The organism is Geomicrobium sp. JCM 19039, from assembly GCF_000698145.1.
GTDB lineage: Bacteria > Bacillota > Bacilli > Bacillales > Marinococcaceae > Geomicrobium_A.
Genome location: NZ_BAXB01000014.1, coordinates 42711 through 61455, shown reverse-complemented (window position 1 = coordinate 61455; position 18745 = coordinate 42711). Strand labels below are relative to the sequence as shown.

Annotated in this window: 20 protein-coding genes, 3 pseudogenes and 1 CRISPR repeat array; of the genes and pseudogenes, 12 read left to right on the top strand and 11 right to left on the bottom strand. The window is 46.8% G+C overall.

Going from position 1 to position 18745, the window contains the following annotated elements; all coding sequences use genetic code 11:
• Nucleotide 1 precedes the first annotated feature (1 nt).
• The 6 genes and pseudogenes from JCM19039_RS13780 (at nucleotide 2) to JCM19039_RS22210 (ending at nucleotide 5546) form a co-directional block, all read left to right on the top strand.
• Entirely contained in the window at nucleotides 2-1045 is a 1044-nt protein-coding gene (locus JCM19039_RS13780) for a PTS ascorbate transporter subunit IIC (protein WP_238545051.1), read from the top strand.
• On the top strand, nucleotides 1042-1284 hold the full coding sequence (locus tag JCM19039_RS25660) for a PTS transporter subunit IIC (protein ID WP_238545050.1): 243 nt from the start codon (nucleotides 1042-1044) through the stop codon (nucleotides 1282-1284). The genes JCM19039_RS13780 and JCM19039_RS25660 overlap by 4 nt, the downstream gene beginning before the upstream one ends.
• Nucleotides 1285-1410: 126 nt before the next feature.
• Nucleotides 1411-2027: pseudogene (locus tag JCM19039_RS13775) on the top strand (SIS domain-containing protein); the annotation flags it as partial.
• A 449-nt stretch (nucleotides 2028-2476) separates the two neighbouring features.
• A CRISPR array of direct repeats spans nucleotides 2477-2711; the repeat unit is 33 nt; unit sequence ATTTCAATCCACGCACCCACGCGGGGTGCGACT.
• Between the two features lie 1017 nt (nucleotides 2712-3728).
• The gene (locus JCM19039_RS13770) at nucleotides 3729-4994 is read left to right on the top strand and encodes an OFA family MFS transporter (RefSeq protein ID WP_042428141.1); all 1266 of its coding nucleotides are present in this window, start codon (nucleotides 3729-3731) and stop codon (nucleotides 4992-4994) included.
• A gap of 52 nt (nucleotides 4995-5046) precedes the next feature.
• The gene (locus JCM19039_RS24480; RefSeq protein WP_052398804.1) at nucleotides 5047-5307 is read left to right on the top strand and encodes a hypothetical protein; all 261 of its coding nucleotides are present in this window, start codon (nucleotides 5047-5049) and stop codon (nucleotides 5305-5307) included.
• Nucleotides 5226-5546 carry a GNAT family N-acetyltransferase gene (locus JCM19039_RS22210; protein WP_081834529.1) on the top strand — a complete coding sequence of 107 codons (321 nt, stop codon included), beginning with the start codon at nucleotides 5226-5228 and terminating at the stop codon, nucleotides 5544-5546. Before JCM19039_RS24480 ends, JCM19039_RS22210 begins: the two co-directional genes overlap by 82 nt.
• Before the next feature lie 33 nt (nucleotides 5547-5579).
• On the opposite strand, the gene JCM19039_RS13760 is transcribed toward JCM19039_RS22210, so the two are convergent.
• Nucleotides 5580-5768, bottom strand: a complete 189-nt coding sequence (locus JCM19039_RS13760) for a hypothetical protein (RefSeq protein WP_042403871.1) — start codon at nucleotides 5766-5768, stop codon at nucleotides 5580-5582.
• 362 nt (nucleotides 5769-6130) lie between these two features.
• Here JCM19039_RS13760 and JCM19039_RS24475 point away from each other — a divergent pair, with 362 nt between their 5' ends.
• Genes JCM19039_RS24475 through JCM19039_RS13750 form a run of 4 tightly spaced genes read left to right on the top strand, consistent with a single transcriptional unit; the run spans nucleotide 6131 to nucleotide 7049 of the window.
• A complete protein-coding gene (locus JCM19039_RS24475; RefSeq protein WP_193744245.1) occupies nucleotides 6131-6307 on the top strand; it encodes a hypothetical protein in 177 nt (58 codons plus the stop codon).
• 5 nt (nucleotides 6308-6312) lie between these two features.
• Entirely contained in the window at nucleotides 6313-6717 is a 405-nt protein-coding gene (locus JCM19039_RS13755) for a sigma-70 family RNA polymerase sigma factor (RefSeq protein WP_042428138.1), read from the top strand.
• On the top strand, nucleotides 6710-6874 hold the full coding sequence (locus tag JCM19039_RS23245; RefSeq protein ID WP_152550220.1) for a YvrJ family protein: 165 nt from the start codon (nucleotides 6710-6712) through the stop codon (nucleotides 6872-6874). The genes JCM19039_RS13755 and JCM19039_RS23245 overlap by 8 nt, the downstream gene beginning before the upstream one ends.
• Nucleotides 6849-7049: a hypothetical protein gene (locus JCM19039_RS13750; RefSeq protein ID WP_042403867.1), complete on the top strand. Its 201-nt coding sequence runs from the start codon at nucleotides 6849-6851 to the stop codon at nucleotides 7047-7049. Before JCM19039_RS23245 ends, JCM19039_RS13750 begins: the two co-directional genes overlap by 26 nt.
• Before the next feature lie 16 nt (nucleotides 7050-7065).
• Here the strand turns inward: JCM19039_RS13750 and JCM19039_RS13745 are convergent, their stop codons facing one another.
• The 6 genes and pseudogenes from JCM19039_RS13745 to JCM19039_RS13725 form a co-directional block, all read right to left on the bottom strand.
• The gene (locus JCM19039_RS13745; protein WP_255343668.1) at nucleotides 7066-7863 is read right to left on the bottom strand and encodes an NAD(P)/FAD-dependent oxidoreductase; all 798 of its coding nucleotides are present in this window, start codon (nucleotides 7861-7863) and stop codon (nucleotides 7066-7068) included.
• A complete protein-coding gene (locus JCM19039_RS26610) occupies nucleotides 7860-7988 on the bottom strand; it encodes an FAD-dependent oxidoreductase (RefSeq protein ID WP_255343667.1) in 129 nt (42 codons plus the stop codon). The genes JCM19039_RS13745 and JCM19039_RS26610 overlap by 4 nt, the downstream gene beginning before the upstream one ends.
• A gap of 1396 nt (nucleotides 7989-9384) precedes the next feature.
• The gene (locus JCM19039_RS25655) at nucleotides 9385-9780 is read right to left on the bottom strand and encodes a hypothetical protein (RefSeq protein WP_238545049.1); all 396 of its coding nucleotides are present in this window, start codon (nucleotides 9778-9780) and stop codon (nucleotides 9385-9387) included.
• 118 nt (nucleotides 9781-9898) lie between these two features.
• On the bottom strand, nucleotides 9899-10465 hold the full coding sequence (locus JCM19039_RS25650) for a hypothetical protein (RefSeq protein WP_238545048.1): 567 nt from the start codon (nucleotides 10463-10465) through the stop codon (nucleotides 9899-9901).
• Nucleotides 10450-11666: pseudogene (gene lhgO / locus JCM19039_RS13730) on the bottom strand (L-2-hydroxyglutarate oxidase). Before lhgO ends, JCM19039_RS25650 begins: the two are co-directional and overlap by 16 nt.
• A gap of 13 nt (nucleotides 11667-11679) precedes the next feature.
• Entirely contained in the window at nucleotides 11680-12189 is a 510-nt protein-coding gene (locus JCM19039_RS13725) for a GNAT family N-acetyltransferase (RefSeq protein WP_042428128.1), read from the bottom strand.
• An 86-nt stretch (nucleotides 12190-12275) separates the two neighbouring features.
• Between JCM19039_RS13725 and coaA the strand changes: the two are divergent.
• A pseudogene (gene coaA, locus JCM19039_RS13720) lies at nucleotides 12276-13216 on the top strand (type I pantothenate kinase).
• On the opposite strand, the gene JCM19039_RS13715 reads toward coaA, so the two are convergent.
• The 4 genes from JCM19039_RS13715 to JCM19039_RS13700 all read right to left on the bottom strand — a co-directional run bounded on the left by JCM19039_RS13715 (nucleotide 13180) and on the right by JCM19039_RS13700 (nucleotide 17330).
• Entirely contained in the window at nucleotides 13180-14133 is a 954-nt protein-coding gene (locus JCM19039_RS13715) for an alpha/beta hydrolase fold domain-containing protein (protein ID WP_042428125.1), read from the bottom strand. The pseudogene coaA and the gene JCM19039_RS13715 sit on opposite strands and share 37 nt — an antisense overlap.
• A 937-nt stretch (nucleotides 14134-15070) precedes the next feature.
• Entirely contained in the window at nucleotides 15071-15742 is a 672-nt protein-coding gene (gene wrbA / locus JCM19039_RS13710) for an NAD(P)H:quinone oxidoreductase (RefSeq protein WP_081829453.1), read from the bottom strand.
• A gap of 21 nt (nucleotides 15743-15763) precedes the next feature.
• The gene (locus tag JCM19039_RS13705; RefSeq protein ID WP_042428218.1) at nucleotides 15764-16711 is read right to left on the bottom strand and encodes a ring-cleaving dioxygenase; all 948 of its coding nucleotides are present in this window, start codon (nucleotides 16709-16711) and stop codon (nucleotides 15764-15766) included.
• A gap of 175 nt (nucleotides 16712-16886) precedes the next feature.
• Nucleotides 16887-17330 carry a MarR family winged helix-turn-helix transcriptional regulator gene (locus tag JCM19039_RS13700; protein WP_042428122.1) on the bottom strand — a complete coding sequence of 148 codons (444 nt, stop codon included), beginning with the start codon at nucleotides 17328-17330 and terminating at the stop codon, nucleotides 16887-16889.
• A gap of 96 nt (nucleotides 17331-17426) precedes the next feature.
• Between JCM19039_RS13700 and JCM19039_RS13695 the strand changes: the two genes are divergently transcribed.
• Complete coding sequence (locus tag JCM19039_RS13695; protein WP_042403859.1) at nucleotides 17427-17717, top strand: hypothetical protein; 291 nt, start codon at nucleotides 17427-17429, stop codon at nucleotides 17715-17717.
• Nucleotides 17718-18745 lie beyond the last annotated feature (1028 nt).

Below are 18745 nucleotides of genomic sequence, written 5' to 3'. Positions count from 1 at the left end.
CATGCAAAGCGTAATGGATTTTATCATTGAAGTGATCCGTGAACCTGCCATATTCTTGGGGCTCATTGCCCTAACTGGACTATTATTACTGAGAAAAGACTTCTCTTCCATCGTCTCAGGAACGGCAAAAACCGTCATCGGTGTTGTCATTCTAACACAAGGAACAAACATTTTAATGAATTCAATCGCACCTTTAACTGAAGGTTTTAATGTGATGTATAACATTGACAACCCAGAAATTGAACCTGTGCTAGGTGCAGAAACAATATTGAGCGAATATGGGACCCCGATTGGTTTAGCGATGTTAATCGCTTTTTCGATCAACTTGATTGTTGCTCGGTTTACACCGTTCAAACACGTTTTTCTAACTGGTCATATGCTCTTTTGGTTCCCCTTTATATTTGTTGCTGTAGGCATCGAAAATAATCTAAATAATACACAACTTATCATTTTTGCTTCTATTCTTACATCTTTATATATTATTATTGCACCTGCCCTCTTACGTCCTTTTGTCCGAAAAGTCACGGGGTCCGACGATTTTATTATCGGTCATCCGACAACCATCCTCTCACTGATTGCGGGTATGGTCGGAAAATTATTTGGAACGAAAGGTAAATCATCTGAAGACATCAAATTCCCGAGTTCCACTGAATTCTTGCGAGAAATAAGTATTACTTCTTCTATTGTCATGTTCTTTGTGTATATTGTAGTTAGCGTAATTATTGGATTCGAGGCAGCCACAATTGCTTTTGGTGCTGAGCAAAACTTATTTATCTATAGTGTGATGCAAGGCATTCTCTTTGGTGCAGGTCTCACCATCCTCTTACTCGGTGTACGGATGATGCTCGCTGAAATCATCCCAGCATTCCAAGGCATCTCCCAAAAATGGATCCCAAATTCTGTACCTGCTTTGGACGCACCTATTCTGTTCCCATACGCACCAAATGCTGTCTTAATTGGTTTCGTCGTTTCAATGATTACATCCGTAGCAACGATCTTTATGACAGGAAGCTGGGCATTTTCAGCTTTGTTATCGTACCATTGACGATCACTTGCTTCTTTGAAATCGGGACCGCTGCCATTATCGCAAACGGTCAAGGAGGGTTGCGAGGAGCGATTGCTGGTTCAGCAGTTGCCGGCGTCGCAATGATCTTACTCGTCGGCCTGTCTGTACCAATCCTAAGTGGAACCGCAGCCGATTGGATTCTCATCTTTGGCGGGAACGACTTCTCCTTATGGAGCTTTATCGGCGATTTGATCGCACCTATTTTCTCAGGAGGGTAAAAAAATGTCCTACGTAAAGACCTATTATGATGCTATTCTAAACATCCTTACTCGAATCATAGATGAACAAGAACCTACCTTGATGAAGCAGCGTCCCTAATGGAAGAAGCGGCCAATAAAGGCCGCTCGCTCTTCCTCTTCGGAGCTTCTCACGCCGGTATCGTCACTGAAGATGCTTTTTACCGAGCGGGTGGCCTTGCCCTGTTTAACCCACTCTTTAGCCCAGCTCTTATGTTAAACGTCGAGCCCATCACCCTCACATCCAAACTCGAAAGACTTGAAGGATACGGTCAAATCATTCTCGAATCAAAACCCGTAAAAGCTGGTGACGTCGTATTCATACACTCCGTATCAGGAAGGAACCTGCCGCAATTGACATGGCTATCGAAGCTCGGGCACGGGGACTGAAAGTCATCTCCCTTACAAACCTGACATATTCAAAAGAGTCCACGTCAAGGCACTCTTCAGGCAAACGGTTATTCGAAGTAAGTGACCTCGTTATTGATAACTTCGGAGAGCCCGGAGACGCAGCCGTTGCCATTGGATCAGTTTCACAAAAAGTTGCCCCAACCTCAACAATTGCCGGAAGTTTCATCATCCACTCAATCGTCTTAAAATTAATTGAAAAGCTAGAAACCAAAAACAAAGAAATCCCCATCTTCCGAAGCGCAAACCTAGATGGCGGAGACAAATACAACGCATCGATGATGAAGAAATATAGAGATCAGATTCATTATATGTAGGGAAGACAGCTCCTGAAGAGGGGCTGTTTTTTGTTTAGTGTGGCTAATAGTTACGATAAAAAAGCTACTTTTATCGTGAGTTGAGTAGGACATATTGAGGCCTGGATTTACTTACTTAAGAGCTAGTTAGGATTTATCACTATGTACAAGCAATGGGCGGAGTAATTGCTTCAAATCATTTCCTTGTATTTTTAGAAAACGAGCGTCAGCTTTACAAGTGATTGGACATTTGGCGATTTGTTTCTCACGGAAGCAGTGATCGATTGAATGATTTATCACTCTCATTAAGTTGCCTTTAATGGGGAAAGACTCTAATAGAAAGCGTCCATAATTCATCAACAAAAATCATTGGCACGTGGTTACATTTTAGTTGTTGTTATATGCATTTCTTACTTGCCAAATACTTCTCCGGCTAGAGCAAGCGCAAAATCTCCCCACTGCTGCTCATCACTTCAATCCACGCACCCACGCGGAGTGCGACGATGGCTAAACTGTACGCCATCGGCTCGGCTGGAGCATCATTTCAATCCACGCACCCACGCGGGGTGCGACTACCAGAAACATTGAAACCTGCCATCTCTGATTGATTTCAATCCACGCACCCACGCGGGGTGCGACTTCAATGTGGATACACCTAGTTTAGTTGAAGCAATTTCAATCCACGCACCCACGCGGGGTGCGACTGCGATTATAGCTTATAATTATACTATAATCGTTATATTGTCTGTATATTCAATCTTCTGTTGTTATTATGACCAAGACAATTCCACTCTCTATTACATAGTTTATCACAATTGATCGAAAATTTGGTGCGGGTCCGCTAGGGATTTTATGTTCACTTAGGGTCCGCACTGTAATTTTCACTAGATTTATACATGCTTTTGTATATGATTTCTTCAATTAACTTGCAATCAATACCCTTTCACCATTTACAGCCCTCTTCTTTTTACCCACTTGCAAATTGACACATAATTGCCCACACCGGATCGGTTTCGTTTCGGGGCCGACGTGTCATTGTCACTCTTTCCCTTAGATTCTGCGCTCTAGTTTCCAGGAAATAGTGCAAAAAAATCATTAATAAGAGCAAACTTGAGCGCAGACATGTTTAACTAGAGCGAAGAATGCCACGCCCAAAATTCCCAACTCAAAGTGCTAATAAGCGTCAGCGAGTGTTTTGGCTCGGTTACTCCTTGAAACTGTTCCCTAGTTGCGTCCATCTGTGCCCTAGCTTCCTCACTTTTTCCGCTCAACGGAAACTTACGCACAACTCGAGTACAGATTCTCTAAACTAGGTAACAGAATGAGCTCCGTCCCGCGGACCCAAGATCCAAAATGCTGTCGGCGCGAGCCGCGCCGAACCCAGACCGGTTTAGCTTCGGCCCCGACGGGGCCGACATGTCGTTGGCACTCTTCCCCTGAGAATCCGCGCGCAAGTTTTGCGAAATCGTCGCTAAATTCGTTAAAAAGAGCAAACTAGAGCGCAGATAGCGTTAACTTGCGCGCAGAATCCCCCCGCTGACCAACAAGCCCGGTGTCTTCTGGAAATCTCTAGGAGATCCCCGATTTAGATCGCGACCCTAACTACCTAAACCACCCCGCCCTTGCTCTGCGTTCACATGAGTAAGGGTTTTCTCTGTACATCCGCACATAAACGATTTACGATAGTGGTTGAAATTGCGTTAATATTTAGGAGGTTTTAGTGTGCAGGCAAACCGAAATCGTTGGTTGATTGCAATCTCTGCGATTGCGCTTCATTTGTCGATCGGCTCTGTGTATGCGTACAGTGTGTATCAGAATCCGATTAATGACTCTGTAGGCTGGACGATCACGTCTGTTACGGTTGCATTTACGGTGGCGATATTCTTTCTCGGGATGTCGGCGGCGTTTATGGGCAAATTTGTGGAGCGAAATGGTCCGAGAAAATCGGGGCTTATTTCTGCGCTGCTCTTTGGTTTAGGAACGATCGGTGCGGGTTTCTCAATTCAAATCGAAAATTTCGCAATGTTTGTTACTTTTTATGGTGTGATTGGCGGGATTGGTTTAGGGATTGGTTATATTGCCCCGGTGTCCACACTCGTGAAGTGGTTTCCAGACAGGCGCGGGCTCGCAACGGGGATGGCGGTACTCGGCTTTGGTTCAGGAGCTCTTATTACGAGTCCGTTGGCGGAGTTTCTGATGAATAATGTTTCGATTGCGTCAACGTTTTACATATTGGGTACTTTATACTTCGTCCTTATGATTGCTGGCGCGAGTTATTTGGCGCCGCCACCAGAAGGTTGGAAGCCAGCCAATATGCAAACGGATTCTGAGAAAGAGAAGCCACGTACGGCGGCAACTGACTTGGCGCAGTTGAGTGCGAATGAGTCGCTCCGGACGATGCGTTTTTATTTGTTGTGGGTCATGATGTTTATTAACATCTCTGCAGGTATTATGCTGCTTGCGGTAGCGGCCAACATGACTGAGACGATCACCGGGGCCTCAAGTGCCTTTGCGGCGACCGTTGTCGGGGTGATGGGCTTCTTTAACGGCATTGGCCGTATTGGTTGGGCAAGTTTTTCCGATTATATCGGGCGTGCGAACATGTATATTGTCTTCTTTGTCATTCAGCTCGGCGCGTTTATTGCCCTTCCGTTTACGACAAATGAAGTGATGTTCTCAATTCTGCTTTATCTCATTATGACGTGTTATGGCGGTGGATTTGCGTGCTTGCCTGCATTTATCGGAGACTTGTTCGGTACAAAGCAACTTGGCGCCATCCACGGCTACACACTGACCGCTTGGGCGATGGCAGGAATTGCTGGTCCAACGGCTGTTTCAATGACGTTTGAGCGTACAGGAGAATTCACCTCTGCGTTCGTGTTGTTCACAATCTTGCTTGCCGTTGCGCTGTTTGCGGCCATTCTCATGAAAGTGAACATCAAGCGCGTGAAGCAAGAAACGACAACAGACATGAACGTCTCCGCGTAAATTTACATCGTCTCCTCAATGCCTCATAATAGCAGGACAGCAGGAGGTTTTGATGGAGACAATTACACGAACAGATCGGTTACACGTGCGCAAGATGACGACAGACGATCATTTATCATTGGCACGCATTTTTGAAGACACCGACTCGATGCACTATTATGCTGGCAAAACACCTGACGCGTGTCTTGGCTGGATTGGACACTTGAGAATTACCGAAAATACAACATCGGGATGTGGGTCGTCGAGCACCGAGATGACGGGCGCTTTCTCGGTCAATGCGGCATTGTGCCCCACCGAATTAATGGTCAAGTAGAAGTAGAAATGGGGTATTTGTTCGTCAAAGCGGAGTGGGGGAAAGGGTATGCGAGCGAAGCCGCCCGAGCCTGCCTGCGCTTCGCGTTCCACACGTTGGACGTTCCAAGAATTGTGTCGTTGATTGATGAGCGTCACGCACGGTCGGTGAACGTTGCAACACGAGCCGGAATGGTGAAGGAAAAGGAACTCCTTCACCGACATCGGCACGTTGCCTTGTACGCCATTCATCAAGATTAAAAACAAAAAAACCCGCAGGCGGCGCGGGTTTTTTCATTCGGTCGTTTCAGTTGCTGTACGTGTAATGAGTAAACCGTATAACAATGTGAAGACCATGCCAGAAAAGCCAATGACTTGAGCAACGATGCTCGTCACTTCTGCATTCGTTAGTACACCAAATACTAAAAACGAAATGGACAGAAGCATTCCGGCGATGATCAATAGGAGTGTTCCCATTCTCATCTTTTCTCACCTCTTTTTATTCTCTCTATAACTGTTCTATGCGCACCCCTCTTTTTCCATGAATATCCTATTCCCTCATTCGAGCTATGCAAAACGTCATATTTTGTCGGAATATTCATTATTTACCACTTATTAAAAATATAATGTATCAGCTTCATTATCTGATTCAGCGATTTGTGATGCGCGAAATGTTATTCTTAATACATTACAGCAACATGTATAATGTGTCAATAGTTATTTTCAACATTGGACAATGCGCTCGGTTATCCGTTATGATATAAGAACTAATGTTCCCCTTTTTGTTGTACAACCCACACCAATTTTCTCTTTTTGTCATATACAAGCAGGGAGGGGTGAGTTCTATGCATGTTCAACTTGAGAAGTTGGAAACCGAATGCCCACAGATGAAAGCATTTATTCACAAAAATCGTGAATTGTTTGAGCAGCCGATTATCAAGCAGTTCTTAAATGACCCCGGGCGCGTTCAGTTTTCATTCGCAGTATTTGTCAACCTTCTGAAGAAAATCAGAAGCAACTAAACCGCATGTTCAAAAGTTTCTATGCCAATGTTCAGTTAACCGCTTATTTGTCAAAATCATTACACTGGACGGCGGTTGACTATGACCAAAAACGCCGCAAAACCGGCGAAGACCAACCACTTATTTTGGACAACCTTTTGGGTTCAGGCACACCATATCATGAAGACTATGGTCACGTGTTTGAATCAGAAGATGTGAGCTCGTGGAGTGCAGATCCGAAGTTATCAGAAGCACTCAAGAATCTAACACCAAGTCAGCAACAAATTCTTATCGGTTACTATAAGCATGGGCAGAGCAACAAAGAAATTGCGGAACAAATGAAAGTCAGTCAACAGGCGGTGTCTAGAATGCGTTTACTCACCATCCGTCATTTGCGTAAGGTGATGGATGAAGGTGAGCGTGATGTTTGAGCTAACCACGTTTGTTGAACTGTTTGCCAACTATGGTTTTCCTGTCGTCATTTCCTTTTACCTTTTATTTCGGTTTGAACGTCGCCTCGAACGATTAGAGCAACTATTAATACAGAGAGTGAGTGAAGAAAATGATTCAGAGAAAGAAATTGGATGAATTGATTCATGATTTTGAACCAAAAATTCGCAAATGCCTACTGCAAACGTCCCCAGATGAACGAGACGATTTGCGCCAAGTGTTGTGGCTAAAACTGACTGAACTATCCACGAATTTCAACTCAGACAACGCGCCGAACTTTGACGAGTTTCGCGCACAAGTCGAAAACCGCTAATCGGTACACAATCGTATCATAGCCGGGCTATGATACGATTTTTATCGTTCTCCGAACGATTTCTCAATCCAAACAGCGCAAGTGTGCCTTCGCCCATCGCGATCGTGACTTGTTCAGCATGCACACCGACATCACCTGCCGCCCAAATGTGATCCACATTCGTCATTTTCGTTCTGGCATTCGTAATCAAATGGCCATTCTCCATCCGTTCTGCCCCAAGCTTCCTAGCTAAATCGGAATGCACATCAATAGACCCGAAGGCGATGAAGGCATGGGACGCTTGTAACGAATCCCCGTTCTGCAATTCCACACCTCGAAACTGACGATTCCGAACGAGAGGACGTAAAATGCTTTCTTCAATATAAGTGACGTTAAGATCATTTAATTTCTGTTGATCTTGCTGACGAATGGGTTCTTTCCCGTGGTTAATGTATGTGAGGTCGCTCGTCCACCGGTGAAGGCGCTCGGCCATATGGACGCCTGCTTTGCCGGAGCCGAGGATGAGTGTAGGTTCGTTTTCGACTTCGTGTCCGTCGCAGTCCGGGCAAATGTATACGCTCAACCCGAAGCACGGCTCGAGTTGGGGAAACGGGTTCTGGTCGGACACACCTGTCGCAAACAGCAGTCGGCGCGCTTCGAATGTGTTTCCATTCTCAGTAGCGATTTGGAATCGTTCCGGGCTATGCCGGTGAACGTTAGTGACGTTCTCCGTCACGTATGACACACCTAACGCCTCCGCTTGCTTGATGCCAATATGGCGAAGGTCTTTGCCACTCACCCCATCTGGCCATCCGAGGATGTTGCGGTACTTCAAGCATCGGGTCGAGCGCCTTGTCCTCGGTCTACGACGAGCACCCGTCGGTCATAGCGCCCGAGTTGAATGGACGCTTGTAGACCGGCAATGCCGCCTCCGATAATAATCACATCATATAATTCCATCCCGCACCTCTCCCTTCATTCCTATTGTGCTCGGGAGAAGATGCGGGTATTCAATACAAAATGTGCAGGGCAAAGGATGGTTCTCTGCCTCCGTTGCCGCAGGGGGTGCGGGCAAGACGAACGATCGTTCTGCGCTCAAGTTTGCTCTTTTGACTGATTTTAGCGCCGGTTTCAAAAAACTCCTGCGCAATTTGTTCCAACTGGAGCGCAGATTCCAAGCTTTAGTGCCAACGACTTGTCGGCCCCAGCGGGGCCGGAGCGAAACCGAACTCGGTTCGCGCGGTTCGCGCCGACAGGATGCTAAGTTTTTGGAGTGGAAATGAAAAGGGATGGTTCTCTTAAGCTGCCGCCGCAGGGGGTGTCACATGCGGGCAAGACGAACGACCGTTCTGCGTCTAGTTTCACCTATCTGCGCTCCAGTTTGCTCATTTTAACGAAATTAGCGCTGTTTTCTCCAAACTTGATCGCAGTTTGTCCCAACTAGAGCGCAGATACATAGAGAAAGAATGCCAGCGACCTGTCGGCCCCCACTGCCGGGGGTCGAAACGAAACCGGTTCTGGTTCGGCGCGGCTCGCGCCGACGGGATATGGGTACTTCGGGGCGGCTCGGGCGTCTGTGTGGAACAAAAGTGAGAGCCCACTCGATTTCGTTCCGGCTAGCGCGTCTGTGCGGAACAAAATTGTGAGACTCCCCGATTTCGTTCCGGCTAGGAGGTCTGTACGGAACAAAATTGTGAGACTCCCCGATTTCGTTCCGGCTAGGAGGTCTGTGCGGAACAAAATTGTGAGCCTCGCGATTTCGTTCCGGCTAGGGCGTCTGTGCGGAACAAAATTGTGAGCCCGCGCGATTCCGTTCCGGCTAGAAGGGCTGTGCAGAACGAAAGTGCATGTCGGATTATGCCTACCTGCCTTTAAAATCGCTGACGACCTGTCGGCCCCAGCGGGGCCGAAGCGAAACCGAACTCGGTTCGGCGCGGCTCGCGCCGACGTCTGGTGGGTACTTCGGGGCGGGGATTGTATACGTGACCCGGTAATCTGCTCCAGAGTTTATGAGGATAGACTGCTTTTGCTGAGATTTTCCTCAACTTGAGAACAGACCGATTGCAACTCGAGTACAGTTTCCACTTTACCAAGCTTACCATTGGCTCTTGAAGAAATTCTTTCGTTCAATTGGTGCAGACCTTATTTGCACTCGCTACCTATAATTAGCTTCCTCCACACAAAAAAGTGCAGCGTGCCCAGCCGAGGCACGCTGCAAAGTAGGTATTGCATAAAGGGGATGTTGAGAGCAAAACATCATCGGGTTTTTGCCTATGACGCCTTCTCATTAAGCTAATTGATAATGAATATCAATGTCACTTACTATATTATGGTATGTTCCATTATAAGTCAACCCTTAATTGAAAATAATTCTCAGTGATGTTTCTGCGACCTCAACCCCATTGATAAATAACGTGAACCGATGGTCGCCCGTGTAATGCTTGCGTGTGGATAAATCTTTAAAGCTGTGGGTGCGCATCCGCTCGACTCCAGTACTTCCTGGAATCGTCGAGTCCGTTAATAAAAACTTTTTTTGCGATGTTTTTCCCCGAGCTTTCACAAAATCTATGGCGTACTCCACCCGTAACTTCGCTTCGGCTGTTGCTTCAAACCCATAGTGAACGGTTACGTCTTCACCAATCGCCACTTCCGCTGGCTCAACACGGATATACGCGTTCTGTGCGAGACGACGGTCACTATACCAAAGAGCTCGAACGCTTCTGGGACCGAGCGTCGCAACAACGTCCGACACGCATGACGAATCACCCAATCCGTATCCTTGTGCTCCCCTTGCCACGCCGCCGCAACACGTAGCACGTACTCGGGATGATCCTTCGAGATATCATTTAAGTGGTTGGCCACACTTCTCCTCACATAGAGGACGGGTCGGCTTTTAGAACATCAAGAATTCGTTTTGTGCGCGAAGGGTCTTCGATAAACATCGGTAACGATTTCCCCCACGGCAAACGAGGACGCGTTCCCTCACTCGCGAGCCTACGCACGTGCTCGTCCCGATCTTGCGCCCACTTGTACATCTGAGCGAGCATGTATTCAGGATCCTTCAAAATAAACGGCCGGACCGCAAACTCCGCCGTTGAGAGTTTCGTCCAACGCTCGAGCATCCGCATCGACAACGCCCAATCGTCCATACCATAAATCGCAATGAACTCTGGAAAAAAAAGATAGCGGCCGCCTTCGCACGTCTCATCGATTTGAGCTAACGTGTCACACGATTGCTCAAATGTTCCCGAAAGATGTTCCCCTAACACCCGAGCAATGTGCCTCATACGGGTGAGCAAGGAATAGTCGTCCCACTCCGCTATGAAGACATCTGCCAAAAATGGTTCCGGATGAAAATCAGCGTCTACGGTGCTAACCCGTTGTGCAAAAGACGTTAAAAACTCGTGGTCATACATATCTTTTAATGGTTCTGCCATTGTTTCTTCCTCCATCCTCTTCGAGCCAACATCCGCCTCGCCACTTCTTTTCCGATTTCTAGAGAAGCTGTCGCCGCTGGTGAGGGTGCATTTACGACGTGCAGCGAACGTTTGCCGGTCACGAGGTGAAAGTCATCGACAATCTTCCATCAACGGTAAGCGCTTGTGCTCGCACGCCACTCGGCGCAGGCTCAAGGTCTGATGCGGTCACTGCTGGGACGAGCCGTTGCAAGCTTTTTACGAAGTGGGATTTGCTATAGGAACGGACCATCTCGCCAACCCCCGTTTTCATATACTTACGCGCAATCTTTAGAAAGCCTGGGTACGCCAGCACTTCCCCGAGATCTTTAAGGCGAATATCCGTCTTACGATACCCTTCCCGTTTGAACGACAACACTGCATTTGGACCGGCTTCGACTTCACCATCAATCATCCGCGTGAAGTGGACACCGAGAAACGGGAAATCAGGATCAGGCACAGGATAGACGAGGTGGCGGACAAGTTGTCGCCGCGATGCTTTTAACTTGTAGTATTCTCCGCGAAACGGCACAATTTTCATATCAAGATGAATCCCTGCCATACGCGCCACTCGGTCGCTTTGCAACCCGGCACAATTCACTACGTACCGCGCCTCCACTGATTGCTTGTCGGTCGTAACAACGACACGATCTCTCGTCTCGTCGATGGCGCTCACCGTTTCTGAAAGCGTAACAATCCCCCCGTTTTCTTGAAAGATTTCAGCAAGTTTGTTTGTCACTTCTGTATAGTTGACGATGCCTGCCGTCGGTACTCTGATCGCAGCGAGGCCATTTACGTGTGGTTCAATTTCGCTAAGTTGGTCGGCACCCAGTTTCTCGACAGCTAAGCCGTTTTCTAAGCCTCGTTCATAAAGACGGTCCAACCGCGGCAGCTCGGCCTCGTCGGTGGCAACGATCACTTTGCCGCAAATGTCGACATCAATGTGATGTGTTTCGCAAAACGCGCGCATCGACTCACTACCAGCGCGCGCAAATTTTGCTTTGTAGCTTCCCGGCGTGTAATAGATCCCAGAATGAATGACGCCGCTGTTATGCCCGGTCTGATGACGAGCGAGCTCTGTTTCTTTTTCAATTATCTGAACTCTCGCGCCAGGTTCAGCCTGTTGTAATGCATAGGCGACGCTTACACCGACTATGCCGCCGCCAATAATTACATAGTCCATTCTACTCTCTCCTTTATGTAGCATATTCTTCGGCTAACATGCTCATTAAATGCTGGTCATAATACGTATTGTTTAGGTTCAATGCTTGTCGACGTGTTCCTTCACGTGTAAACCCTGCTTTCTCGTAAGCCCTGATTGCCCTTTCGTTATGTGAGAACACTTCGAGCTCGAGTCGGTTCAGTTGCAGTTCTTGGAACACAACGGCTTGTACAAGTTGCACAGCTTTCGTTCCGTACCCTTTGCCAAACCATTTTTCGTGATGAAGGGAAATTCTAAGATGGGCAGACTGATTCGTCTCGTCAATATCCATAATTGCTACATCGCCAATGAGTTGACCATCGGTTTCGTGACAAATCGCAAAGTCACGGCGACTCGTATCCATATCAAACTGAGCATACGCTTGTTGGACTTCTTGCATCGTAAAGGTCCGCTGCGTACCGGTCAGGTGAAGGATCGTTGGATCTTGGCACGACTCATACAAACCGTGTAAATCATCTTCTCGAATTTCTCGTAAATAAACCATAAGAAGATTCTCTCCTTTTCAACTGCTGTCGAATGTTGTAAGATTCAATTGAATGAAAGCACATACACAAAAAGCGAGGTCTTGCTGTGAATGCAACGCACTTTTCCCCATACTTATCGTTTGACCGCAACCTATGGTCAGATTTTCGTAAAAAAAACGGCATTTCGTTGGATCACGTTGACTTAACGGAGTTGCAAGGGCTAAATGAGCAGTTATCACTTACTGAAATTGATGACATCTATGTCCCTTGTCCCATTTGTTACGTCTGCATTATATGAAATCACAAGAATTGCACCGAGATACGAATACATTTTTGCAACAACAAACGAAGAAAGTGCCGTTTATTATCGGTATTGCCGGGAGTGTTGCTGTTGGAAAAAGCACAACAGCAAGAATTCTTCATAACCTTATCGCCCAATGGCCAAATCAACCGCGGGTTGAACTCGTCACAACCGACGGCTTTCTCTATCCGAATGAAAAGTTGGAAGAACTCGGCATCATGACGAAAAAAGGATTTCCAGAAAGTTTCGATGTTGCGTATCTATTTCGCTTTCTCTCAAATTTAAAGTCAGGACAAGAGACGGTACAAGCACCGCTCTATTCACATATGAAATACAACGTTTTGGAACACGAACAACAGACGTTACACCAACCTGACGTCGTCATCGTCGAAGGAATTAACGTCTTGCAACCTCCTAAATTAGAAAAAAATCAGACAAAAACGTTCATCTCCGACTTTTTCGATTATGCGATGTATATCGATGCCGAGGAAGAAATGATCGAGCATTGGTACAAACATCGTTTTCAATTGCTTCGTCAAACCGCCTTCCAAAACGCGGAATCGTACTTTAATAAGTATGCCGACTTGAGTGATGAGGAAGCGTCAGAAGTCGCCGATCGCATTTGGAAGCAGACGAACCGGGTGAACTTGCTCGAAAATATCCTGCCGACGAAAAACCGTGCCGATTTGATTTTACGCAAAGGCGAAGGTCACGCCGTCGAAGCCATCCACGTTCGCAAACTATAATTGAAGATTAGCCCATTCACACTTGTTAGGAATGGGCTTTCGGTGCTTCTTTTAATATATCGATAATCTGTTCTGTCGCCTTTAGTGCCTCTGGGAAGTTGAAAATCGGATAGATGTGCACCATTTCGGCGCCTCAATGTAGTGAATATCCACACCTTCAGACTTTGCTTTTTGAACGAACTTTCGCGCATCCGGCACGAGAATGTCGTGCGTCCCATCAGTACCGTCATCTCCGCATCTACGTGCAAGTCTCCGAACATCGGACTCAGTCGGTAGTCCGTCCGGTCCGTATCTCCCGCATACATCTCCCCGGCTTCAATCACTCCCGGAAGTGCCAGAAACGGATCGAACCGATCCACCTTCTGAATCCCCGGATTCTCCATCGTCATATCGAGCCATGGCGAGATCGCAATCACCTTCTCCGGCTGCGGCAATTGCTGTTCTTTCAAGTACTGGCACAATGACAATGCCAAGCCTCCACCTGCTGAGTCTCCCATAATTACTTGCGGTTTTTGCTCATTGTAAATCGGCAACACGAATTCATACGTCTCATCAAACGTATGCTCCGGTGCAAGCGGGTACAACGGCACCGTGATCTTGCAATCGAGCGCCTCAACAATTCGTGCTAAAAAATGCCAATGTTGCGATGTAATTCGATTCACATATGCCCCGCCATGCAAGTAGAGAATGTGCAGGTCACTCGTTTGTTCTTTCGGTTGAAGAATGTAATAGAAGTGACCGTCCTGTTCATGCTTTTCCACATCCAATTCCTGCACGACAACACCTGGCGGTTCAAATTCTAACAACCGCCTCGTCTGAATGCCCCGTTCCAGTTCCTCGCCTGTCTTTTGCCAAAATTGCTTTCTGCGTGAAAGCCGGAGCACAAGCTTGAAGAACTTGCTCTGATAACTTTCCATCAGGTCCTCCTTTTTTGTAAATTCTATCATTAAATTTCGTGTGTGTATAAAGAATACCCTTCATGAGTGTATGATCGGTGAACATGACGTATGTACGCGGGCGGTGAAGGTCATGTAGCGATGTCCTCTCCGGCGGGTTCAGGGGGCGGGACGTGGGCAGTTCCCGGTAACGCGAGGCTTAGAAAATAAGATGCTCAATTAGTGATCTCACACGTTTACTTAAAGATTCTCATGAGTAGCGCAGGGCTATGGGAGGATTTTATCAACTAGGAAGCCGATTCAGCTGAAAATCTTACCATTGTTTCGTCTATGGTAGAATTTTCGGTTTCTATGGTTGGATTTCCAACAACGAAACACGCAAAAGAAGAGAAATGTTACCATAGGGGAGCCCTATGGTAACATTTTCGCCCTGCTCGGTGCCGAAAGAGTAAAATCATCCTTATGCACAGTAACGCACGATCCCCTCGTAGACGTTGCTATGATGGAATGATTTGCGGTCAGAACTCACCATGATTTGCAACCGCCTCATCGATTGGACTTATAAGATTGTGTGAATGAATAACGGAGAAGTGAAGCGTTATTCTTCAGCCCCCACCGTCCCATTAATTGCTTGCAAAGAGCATGAAACGGAGGTGGGCGTCTGGTTTATACATAGGTGAGTTTGGGTGCAGGATAGGCGTTGCGTGGGTGCAGGGTGCAAAAAACTAATTATAAAAGTTGAACGAAAGAAGTTCTCCTAGAACCCGTGGTAAGCTAGGGGAAGTGTACACTGTGCTCGAGTTGCGCGCAGAACGATCGTTCGTCTTGGCTGCATCTGCTGGTATCTACGCGACAAATCGGAAGTTCTTATCCAAACCTGCACATAGCGCGCAATCGCCCTAAAAAAACGAAAAACTGCCCGAAAAGGCGAGGGAATCGCCTTTTCGGGCAGTTCGTATTACATGCCTGACGTAACGGCTTTAGCTACAGCTACGGTACGTTTTGCTTGGTTGGCAATCGCTTCATCCAATTTGTTTTCTTGAATGTTGCCTTCGCCATCAACGGTTGCACTCGTTCCGTATGGGTTTCCTCCAGACTCAAACGTGACTGGATCGGTGTACCCTGGTGCAGCAACAATCGCTCCCCAGTGGAACATTGTTTTGTATAGCGCGAGTACAGTGGCTTCTTGACCACCATGTGCGTTTTGTGCGGAGCTCATTGCACTAACGACTTTGTTTACGAGCTTGCCTTGTGCCCATAGACCACCCGCTTGATCAATAAACTGTTTCACTTGACCAGGGACGTTACCAAAGCGTGTCGGTACACTCCAAATGATTGCGTCTGCCCAATCAAGGTCATCAATTTTTGCATCCGGAACATCTTTCGTTGCTTCATAATGAGCTTTCCAGGCAGGATTCGACTCGATCGCTTCCATTGGTGCGAGTTCAGGAACTTTGACGAGCTTTACTTCTGCACCTTCGGCCTCTGCTGCATCTTTTGCCCAGTTGGCCATTTTGTAATTAGTTCCTGTTGAGCTGTAATATACGACGGCTACTTTTACCATGTTATCTGTCTCCTTTTTTTCTGGTTCTATCGTTTCTTTCCCAAATAATCGTGCTAAGAAACCCATGCGTATTCTCCTTCACACCTCCTAATCGGAATTAAGGTGATTGATTGTCCGAACTTCGGCGGGATGCAGTTGCGATTCGATCTGTTCTCTTTTTGGCTCATACCACTCGGGTAACTTGAGCTGCTCACCCATTGTTTTATACGATTCATCATGAGCAAAGCCTGGTGGGTCTGTTGCGATTTCAAAAAGAATCTGCCCGTGTTCCCGGAAATAAATCGCATTGAAATACTGTCGGTCTTGAACCGGTGTCACTTGATAACCTGCATCGGCGACATGAGACTGCCACTCGAGTTGGTCGTCATCATCTTTTGCCCGAAATGCAATATGGTGCACCATGCCAACGCCCATCCGACCCGGTCCGACGTTTTCTTTTTTCAGGTCGATAATGTTTCCAATGTCTCCTTTGGATGTAAAGCGAATCCACTCATCATCTTCAGTCATTTTTTCGTAACCCATCGTTTGCTCTAGCAATTGTGCCGTTTCATTCGGATTCACTGACAGGAGCGTGGCACCTGCAAATCCTTTAATTGCTTCAATATCCGACACGCCATTAAATGGCCACGGGTTATTTCTGCCATGTTCTTGTTCAACGAGAGTGAGTTGTAAACCATGAGGATCAGTAAACGCCAAGTGCGTCTCCCCGAGTCGAGTCACTTGCTCGTAGTCAATGTCAAATTTCTCCAATCGCTTCTTCCAAAAATCCATCGTTCGCGGCGGGATGGCAAAGTCTGTCGTTCCTACTTGCCCGCCACCAATCCGTCCTGGCATCGCATTTGGCCAAGGAAAGAATGTCATAATCGTTCCTGGACTTCCTTGATCATCTCCAAAGTAAAGATGATACGTCCCAGGATCATCAAAGTTTATCGTCTTCTTCACCAAGCGTAACCCTAAAACACCTGCATAAAAGTCCACGTTTTCTTGAGGTTTTCCAACAATCGCAGTGATGTGGTGTATACCTTTCGTGTGCATACTCAAGCTAAGACACCTCCTACGAATAATATAACCAAACCAAACTCGGTTATTTGTATTCAACGAATTCATTTAGTATGAAATTGAGATATATGAGTAAAAAAAACTCCAATTCGTTTATCTTTAATTCGAGATAATTGTATCAAAAAATCCAATGAAACGTCAAGGGATTTTTTTAAGAAAGATTTTTGGCGTGTCCTCCAAGCTTTTTGAGCAGTTGAATGACTTCGTCTTTCTCCGATGCTGACAGCCCTTCCATAATGTTTTCAATGGCTTCAACATGACACGGAAAAGATTCGTCCATAAAGGTTTTCCCAGCTTCCGTTAATGTGACGTATGTGATTCTTCTGTCACTCGGACACGGCCTTCGCTCAGTAAAGCCCCGTTTTTCAAGCTTATCCACAACATACGTAATGGAGCTGCTTGCAATTAACACCTTTTCCCCGATTTTTTGAACGGGTTGATCCCCTTTATTATATAAAAGCTCAATGACGGCAAACTCCGTAGGATTTAAACCGTGCGAGCGTATATCAATTTCCACTTTCTTCTTTATCGCTTCAAGCGCTCTCGTAAGAACAACAAATAACTTTAGCGAACGCTCTTGATTTTCATTAAACATCATAGTAAACTCCTTTCCATCTCTAGTATAACACGCAAGGTTCAAGGCATCCATGAAAATATCTCGAAATCGAAATAAAAATGGAAGAGTGATCCTATGAATGAGATCGAGAAACAAGTAGTTGAAAACTTCAAGCAAGATGAGAACGTGATGATTCTTGTTTTTTCACAGTGGTGTACGAACCACGACCTCGATCCACAAGCACTTTATAAAGAGGCTTATCCACAACAAGAAATTCATCCAGAACACGTGCAAACCTTTGCACTTGCGGTGCCAAAAGAAGAAGCTGAACCCATTGCCAATGAAACCGTACTCGGGGTACTCATGATGTTTGGCAATACCGATCTCGCTGCGGTTGTTCAGCAAGAAATCGACAAACAGAAATAGCGTTTCGTATAGCTTTTACGTTTGATAAGAATCCCATAAAAGAGCCGTGTAGCCCCTATACATTGCTCAAGATGCAGTCGGCTTATTCACCCGAAGGAGAAACAAACACAAGGAATCACATGAGTGACACTTTTGGAAACTGTGCTCAAGTTGAGGGACAGCGGTCTATTTACTTAAAATCAGGGACAGACGCTAACTCCTGCGCAGATGGGGGAAACTCTCGCGCAGAACGGTCGTTCGTCTTGCCCACATGTGCCCAAATCCCATGAGGAAACGGGTTCAAAGAACTATCCTTTACATTTCAAAGCTAAAAACCTAGCATCCTGTCGGCGCGAGCCGCGCCGAACCGAGTGCGATTTCGTTTCGGCCCCGACGGGGCCGACGTGTCGTTGGCACTTCAGCCTAGAATCTGCGCGCAAAAAGGCACTTAGCACCCCTCCGACAGCGAAGTATATTATATAGCACAAGCGACACTCGCTGGGATCAGTATAGTGAAAGCGAAGCATACGATAACAAACTGCAGTAAGGACGTCGACACGCTTTCTGTCACGTCCTTTCTGCAGTTTTAGGTGGGGTTGTTTTCAAAAAAAGCATCCATCGGCTTCCCCTTTATGCTTACACCCTGTTAGAAAATATATAGCCCAAAGGCTTTTTGCTATTTTGACGCTCCGTCAGACTGTAACCAGCGATTTTAAAGGCAGGTGGGCATGATTCCGACATGCACTTTCGTTCTGCACAGACGTCCTAGCCGGAACGAAATCGTGCTGCCTCTCATTTTTGTTCCGCACAGCGCCCTAGCCGGAACGAAATCCCAAAGGCTCTCCATTTTGTTCCGCACAGACACCCTAGCCGGAACGAAATCCCAAAGGCTCTCCATTTTGTTCCGCACAGGCCTCCTAGCCGGAACGAAATCCCAAAGGCTCTCACTTTCGTTCCACACAGGCCTCCTAGCCGCCCCGAAGTACCCATATCCTGTCGGCGCGAGCCGCGCCGAACCGAGGGCGGTTTCGTTTCGGCCCCGACGGGGC

What these genes read in the sequence shown, in the direction of transcription:
- JCM19039_RS13780 (WP_238545051.1), top strand. Translation starts at nt 2, where the DNA reads ATGCAAAGCGTAATGGATTTTATCATTGAAGTGATCCGTGAACCTGCC.
- JCM19039_RS24480 (WP_052398804.1), top strand. Translation starts at nt 5,047, where the DNA reads ATGGAGACAATTACACGAACAGATCGGTTACACGTGCGCAAGATGACG.
- JCM19039_RS22210 (WP_081834529.1), top strand. Translation starts at nt 5,226, where the DNA reads ATGTGGGTCGTCGAGCACCGAGATGACGGGCGCTTTCTCGGTCAATGC.
- JCM19039_RS13760 (WP_042403871.1), bottom strand. Translation starts at nt 5,768, where the DNA reads ATGAGAATGGGAACACTCCTATTGATCATCGCCGGAATGCTTCTGTCC.
- JCM19039_RS24475 (WP_193744245.1), top strand. Translation starts at nt 6,131, where the DNA reads ATGCATGTTCAACTTGAGAAGTTGGAAACCGAATGCCCACAGATGAAA.
- JCM19039_RS13755 (WP_042428138.1), top strand. Translation starts at nt 6,313, where the DNA reads ATGTTCAAAAGTTTCTATGCCAATGTTCAGTTAACCGCTTATTTGTCA.
- JCM19039_RS23245 (WP_152550220.1), top strand. Translation starts at nt 6,710, where the DNA reads ATGTTTGAGCTAACCACGTTTGTTGAACTGTTTGCCAACTATGGTTTT.
- JCM19039_RS13750 (WP_042403867.1), top strand. Translation starts at nt 6,849, where the DNA reads ATGATTCAGAGAAAGAAATTGGATGAATTGATTCATGATTTTGAACCA.
- JCM19039_RS26610 (WP_255343667.1), bottom strand. Translation starts at nt 7,988, where the DNA reads ATGGAATTATATGATGTGATTATTATCGGAGGCGGCATTGCCGGTCTA.
- JCM19039_RS25650 (WP_238545048.1), bottom strand. Translation starts at nt 10,465, where the DNA reads ATGGCAGAACCATTAAAAGATATGTATGACCACGAGTTTTTAACGTCT.
- JCM19039_RS13725 (WP_042428128.1), bottom strand. Translation starts at nt 12,189, where the DNA reads ATGGTTTATTTACGAGAAATTCGAGAAGATGATTTACACGGTTTGTAT.
- JCM19039_RS13715 (WP_042428125.1), bottom strand. Translation starts at nt 14,133, where the DNA reads ATGGAAAGTTATCAGAGCAAGTTCTTCAAGCTTGTGCTCCGGCTTTCA.
- wrbA (WP_081829453.1), bottom strand. Translation starts at nt 15,742, where the DNA reads ATGGGTTTCTTAGCACGATTATTTGGGAAAGAAACGATAGAACCAGAA.
- JCM19039_RS13705 (WP_042428218.1), bottom strand. Translation starts at nt 16,711, where the DNA reads ATGCACACGAAAGGTATACACCACATCACTGCGATTGTTGGAAAACCT.
- JCM19039_RS13700 (WP_042428122.1), bottom strand. Translation starts at nt 17,330, where the DNA reads ATGTTTAATGAAAATCAAGAGCGTTCGCTAAAGTTATTTGTTGTTCTT.
- JCM19039_RS13695 (WP_042403859.1), top strand. Translation starts at nt 17,427, where the DNA reads ATGAATGAGATCGAGAAACAAGTAGTTGAAAACTTCAAGCAAGATGAG.